The 5264-nt window shown below is 63.2% G+C and carries 4 protein-coding genes and 1 pseudogene; 3 read left to right on the plus strand and 2 right to left on the minus strand.

What is annotated here, in order from left to right; all coding sequences use genetic code 11:
• Window positions 1-74: 74 nt before the first annotated feature.
• Window positions 75-1232: a DUF711 family protein gene (locus J4F42_21495; GenBank protein ID MCE2488098.1), complete on the minus strand. Its 1158-nt coding sequence runs from the start codon at window positions 1230-1232 to the stop codon at window positions 75-77.
• 98 nt (window positions 1233-1330) lie between these two features.
• On the opposite strand from J4F42_21495, the gene J4F42_21500 reads away from it, so the two are divergent.
• The 3 genes from J4F42_21500 to J4F42_21510 all read left to right on the plus strand — a co-directional run bounded on the left by J4F42_21500 (window position 1331) and on the right by J4F42_21510 (window position 4159).
• On the plus strand, window positions 1331-1873 hold the full coding sequence (locus J4F42_21500; protein ID MCE2488099.1) for a hypothetical protein: 543 nt from the start codon (window positions 1331-1333) through the stop codon (window positions 1871-1873).
• Between the two features lie 87 nt (window positions 1874-1960).
• The gene (locus J4F42_21505; protein MCE2488100.1) at window positions 1961-2683 is read left to right on the plus strand and encodes a HEAT repeat domain-containing protein; all 723 of its coding nucleotides are present in this window, start codon (window positions 1961-1963) and stop codon (window positions 2681-2683) included.
• A 36-nt stretch (window positions 2684-2719) separates the two neighbouring features.
• A complete protein-coding gene (locus tag J4F42_21510; protein ID MCE2488101.1) occupies window positions 2720-4159 on the plus strand; it encodes a DegQ family serine endoprotease in 1440 nt (479 codons plus the stop codon).
• Between the two features lie 12 nt (window positions 4160-4171).
• On the opposite strand, the pseudogene J4F42_21515 reads toward J4F42_21510, so the two are convergent.
• Window positions 4172-5122, minus strand: a pseudogene (locus J4F42_21515) (IS630 family transposase).
• Window positions 5123-5264: the final 142 nt, after the last annotated feature.

The raw sequence follows: 5264 nt of genomic DNA on the forward strand, positions 1-5264 counted from the left end.
ACAAACGCGCGGTCAGCTTTCTGGGAGCTATCTATCTGGCCGCCTCGGTGATCCTCCTTAACTGATGACACTCCCTAGTCCACCGCCATCACCCTGGTGTTCACAAAATAGGCAAAATCGAACTGGGTTGTCTCCCCGACCCGTTTGCCGGGGATTGGCAGCAGCCGGGCCGAGAGCGGCTTGGCCAGCTTCCAGCCCAGAGCGGCCACATCGCTCAGCACGGCGGCCAGCTGATCGAGGCTCACGTCTCCGGCCAGCGGGATGGTATCGAGCCCGGTCCCGCACACCGCAGAGTAGCTGAGCAGACTGGACAGCCGCAGCACGCCCTGGTTGTTGCGCTCGGCCAGCCCGACATCTTCGAGCACCGGCAGCATCAGCCCGCTATAGCCACAGGCCTGGAGACGTGTTTCCTTGAGGGCTGTGGTAATCTGGGCCGCCACGGCCAAGGTCCCCGGCATCCCGAAACGGCCCAGGCCCAGGCGTTCAATCGCATAGGCAATGCTCGCCTCCGGACCGGGTCCGGGCGCCGGAGACAGGTCTATGCCGCGAAAAACAAAATCGGCCCCGTGGTGTCGCTGGGCGAGCTGCTGGAGCGGCTCGATCTGGCGTTCTAACTCGCCGACCAGGGCAGCCCGAAAATCGTCCAGATCCTGTCCGGGCTGGGCCGCCGCAGCCACAATATCGGCCGCCTCCAAGGCCAGACAAAAAGCCGGCTGCCCGTGGTGAAAAGCGGCCGGAAAAAAGGGGATATGGGGACCGCAGTTCAGCACGGCCGCAAAGCGCAGATTGCCGAATCCCTCGGCCGTGGTCCGGGCGATGGTCTGGATCGTTTGCCCGATTGCCCAAGCGCTTGACCGCCGCACGGGCCGGCCAGGCTCGGCCAAGACCGCACTGGTGAAAACCGTGCTGGTCTCGGCAATCAGACGCGGCACAAGCCCGAACAGGTGTGGCGAGGCACGCTCAGGGTCGATTGGTCCGATCGAGCAATACTCGATGCCGTTTGCCTGACAACAGGCCTCCAGGTCTGTGACAAAACTCAGCACCTCGGCCTCGGTTCGGTCGCCAAGAAAGGCGGGAAACGGAGGCGTGGCCAGACGAACCGTCTGTACCTCAAGGCCAGCCGCCTCGCACTCGGAACGCAGGCTTGAGGCAAAACGGCCCGCCGCAGCAATCTGGTCAGGCTGAAGCGGCAGTCCAGGGTCCACACCGAGCGTAATGGCACGTACCTTCATGACAGCACTCCTTAGCAGGCTCCGCCTTCCCGGGCTACTCCAAGGGATTGCAATTACAGAGACCTGAATATAGTCAATATATGAACGAGGGACTGACTATGGCAAAAGATGCAGCACCATCTCCCCCTACCTCCCAGACACCGCCAGAAGGCAGCGAAGTCCAGGTCAAGCTCACCCGCCGTCCGCCGTGGCAACCTTCGCCCCGCCTGCCCGACTATCTGCTTGAGGACGAACTCAACAAGCTCATGGACCCGCGCGAATGGAAAGTCTACCGGGCTCTGTGGCGTCATTCGATTGGGCTGCGCCGCACCCCACTGATTACGGCCGGCTACGCCGACGTGGGCGAAATGACCGGTCTGTCGCGGGCTTCTGTCATCCGGGCTCTCAAGGGCCTGATGAAGAAACGCTATGTGGTCCGCATCATTGCTCCAGAGTCGGCCGGAGAGGACCGTGTCGAGCAGGCTCGGCTGCCGCGGAAACCGCGCGATGGCCACCGCTACCTGGTGTGTACCTATCGTGAGGTGATCGAGGGCCGCCTACGGGATGGAACCCCGCTCAAAGATATTCCCGAAGGCGGGCTGTATCCCGAGGAGATTCAGGTCTTTCGCCGGGAGGGCCAGGAGTCGCTGTTCTCCGAATAGCCCCTTGCGCAGCCCGTCTGGATGGGGCATCTTCAGAGGGCGGGATCGGTACGGCTGTACACGCGTACCCCCGCTGGGTAGAGGCGCATGTTACTACGACAGAGTGTTTTTTCGTTTCTCGTCCTGAGTTGCTGCTGGCTTGCGCTCCCACCGCTCGGTCAGGCCCAATTCTTGTCCCAGGGTGAGCGGATCGGAAGCCAGATGACCGGCGACCGGGCTCGCGACCGGGTTGATCGCAAGAAAAAAGGGGCCAACATTACCGAGTGGGTCCGGCGCCTCAACAACGACCGGCCCGAGACCCGTTTGGAAGCCGTCAAGTCCCTGGGCGATTCCAAGGACCCCGAGGTGATTGCACATCTGGTCAACGCCACCGCAGACATTGATATCCGGGTCAAAATCAAGGCCATCGAATACCTCGGCAATCTGCGGGCGACGGACGCGACCCCGGTTCTGGCCCAACAGCTCTTTTTGCGGAACACCCACATGGGGGTGAAAAAGAAAGTCTTGATTGCCCTGGGAAAAATCGGGGATCCGCGCGGGGCAGAACCCATCATCGAATTCCTGCGGCGCGATCTTGACGAAAACGCCAAAGGCATCGCCATCTATGCCCTGCGCGACGTGGGCAATGAACAAGTCCTGGTTTTTCTCGACAATATCGCCGCAGATGACTCTTCCCAGCCGATCAAGCAGTTAGCCGCCCGGGCAGCCACCGACATCCGGAACCGACTGTCGCCAGAATACGAGCCGGTTATTCCGACCTATATCCAGCAGGTCGAGCTGCGCAACCAAGCCGAGCAGGGCAGACAATAAGCGGGGCGACACTTCCGGAAGGGGAGCCGGGCACTCATGCACAACACAATTCTCGCACTTGGTCTACTGGTCTGGATGATAGCCCCTGCAGTCCACGCCTCAGACCACGAGCCCAGCCCCGGTGTAAGCCTCGCAGCGCCTAACCTCTCGACCGGCCTGCCCCCGCTGGTTGACACCGCCAAAAAGGCCAAGCGCTCGGTGGTCAATATCTCCACCACCCAGAAGATCCAGCGCCAGAGCGGCCGCCAGCGTCGGCCCAGCCCGTTTGGCGGCGAAGATCCGTTTGAGGAATTTTTCCGGCGCTTTTTTCCAGACCCCTCACCGGACCAACCCCGCAGCCTGGGGTCGGGCTTCATCATCAGTGAAGACGGCTACATTGTGACCAACAATCACGTCATTGGCGAGGCGGACAAGATCACCGTCCGCCTGTCGGACGAAGAGGAATACCAGGCAACCGTCATCGGCTCGGATCAGCGGACCGATCTGGCGCTGATTAAAATCGAGCCGAGCAGTCCGCTGACCGCTGTCCCGCTGGGCGATTCCGAAGCCCTGCAAGTCGGCGACTGGGTCATGGCCATCGGCAACCCGTTCGGTCTTGAGCAAACCGTCACCGTCGGTATTGTCAGCGCCACAGGCCGGGTTATCGGGGCTGGCCCGTACGACGACTTCATTCAAACCGACGCCTCAATCAATCCGGGCAACTCTGGCGGTCCTCTCCTGAACCTCGAAGGCGAGGTCATCGGCATCAACTCGGCAATCTTCAGCCGCGGCGGGGGCAATATCGGGATTGGCTTTGCCATCCCCATCGACCAGGCCAAGTCCATTATCGCTCAGCTCAGAGAGAGCGGCAAAGTGACCCGGGGCTGGCTGGGCGTCATGATCCAGCCGGTGACCAAAGAGCTGGCCGACTCCTTTGGGCTGGAAGAACCCAAAGGCGCGCTGATTGCGGAGGTGACCGAGGGAGGTCCGGCCCAACAGTCCGGCTTGGAGCGGGGAGACGTCATCACGGCTTTTAACGGACAGACGATTCACGACTCGCGCGACCTGCCCGGCCTGGTTGCCAACGCTCCGGTCGGTTCCGCGGCACAGGTCAAGCTGTTGCGCGGCGGACAAGAGCAAGACATCTCGGTCAAACTCGGTGAACTGCCCGACCAGCTGGCCAGCCGCAGGCCGGCACAGGCCGACCAGGAAAGCTGGGGCATGACCGTGGCGGACCTCACGCCCGATATCGCCCGCCAGTTCCAACTCGACGCCAGCCGTGAGGGCGTGGTGGTGACCGCTGTTGAACCCGGCAGCCCAGCCGCAAGCGCCGGGATTCAGCCCGGAGACCTGATCGAAGAAGTCAACCGCAAAACGGTGACCTCGGTCACCGAGTTCAGCACGGCCATTGCCGACCTGAACGACGAGGATACCCTGTTGGTCCTCGCCCGGCGGGGAACCTTTACCTCCTTTTTTGCCCTGAAGAAATCGGGCTAGAGCAGTTTCATCCTATTGTGATTCATAGCCGGCATGAGCGAGGTAGCGTGCGCATTCGGCGGGGGTGAACGCCGAGAGGGCAGCGCCGACAGCGTGCCAGAGGGTGGCCCGCGTCCGGGCCGCCACCGCACGCAGGAGCGCCTTGAGCTTGGCAAAGACCTGTTCGATGGGGTTGTAATCGGGGGAATAGAGTCGCTCCCGCTGCTTCGATTGCCTGGCGCACCGCCGGGCCTTTGTGGACGGCGAGATTGTCCAGGATGACCGTGTCGCCCGGGCGCAACGTGGGGCCTAACACCTGCTCGACATAGGCCCGGAAGGCGAGCCCGTCTAAGGCTCCGGGCAGCAGCATCGGCGCGGTAAGATCGTCAGCGCGCAAGCCCGCAATGAAGGTGGTCGTCCTCCAGTGGCCATGCGGCAGGCTGGCCCTCAGCCGCGCGCCCCGCCGACAGCGTCCATGCAACCGCGCCAGCTTGGTGTTGAGCCCCGTTTCATCCAGGAAGATCAACCGCGCGGGGTCCAACGTTGGCTGGCGCTGGCCCCAGGCCGCCCGCGCGGTTTTTACCGCAGGCCGGCGCTGCTCGTGCGCATGGCCCGTCTTTTTTTGTATGTGAGCCCCTGCTTCCGATAGAAGCCCCACAGCGTGCCGAGCGCGGCGCGCACCCCGCGCTCGCGGACGAGGCGGCGCTGGACTTCTGCCAGGGTCAGAGCGACCTGGGCGGCCACCAGCCCCAGCAGATAGGGAGCGTGCGCATCAAGCTGCGACCCCGGCGGATGCCCTGGCTTGCGCGCCGTCCGCTCCCCGGTCTCCCGCCACCGGCGCACCCACCGGCTCGCGGTGGCCGGCCCGATCCCAAACCGGGCCGCCGCCCCGCGGGCCGATTGGCCCGCTGCCACGGCGGCCAACACCCGCTCCCGCAAATCGGCCGAGTAGGCTCTGCTCCTTGCTCCCCTCCTGCCCTTGATTTGTCCGAGAGCTTCGCATACCCGGGCTCGCGGGGAAAGCCCACTAGACGCATCGGAAATTGCTGAAAATGCGCTAGGGTCTGGACTCATAACCAATAGAGGACAATGGCGGCGAGGGTAACCGTGGCCAGGTAGTTCTGTG

Source organism: Desulfurellaceae bacterium (assembly GCA_021296095.1).
GTDB lineage: Bacteria > Desulfobacterota > Binatia > Bin18 > Bin18 > JAAXHF01.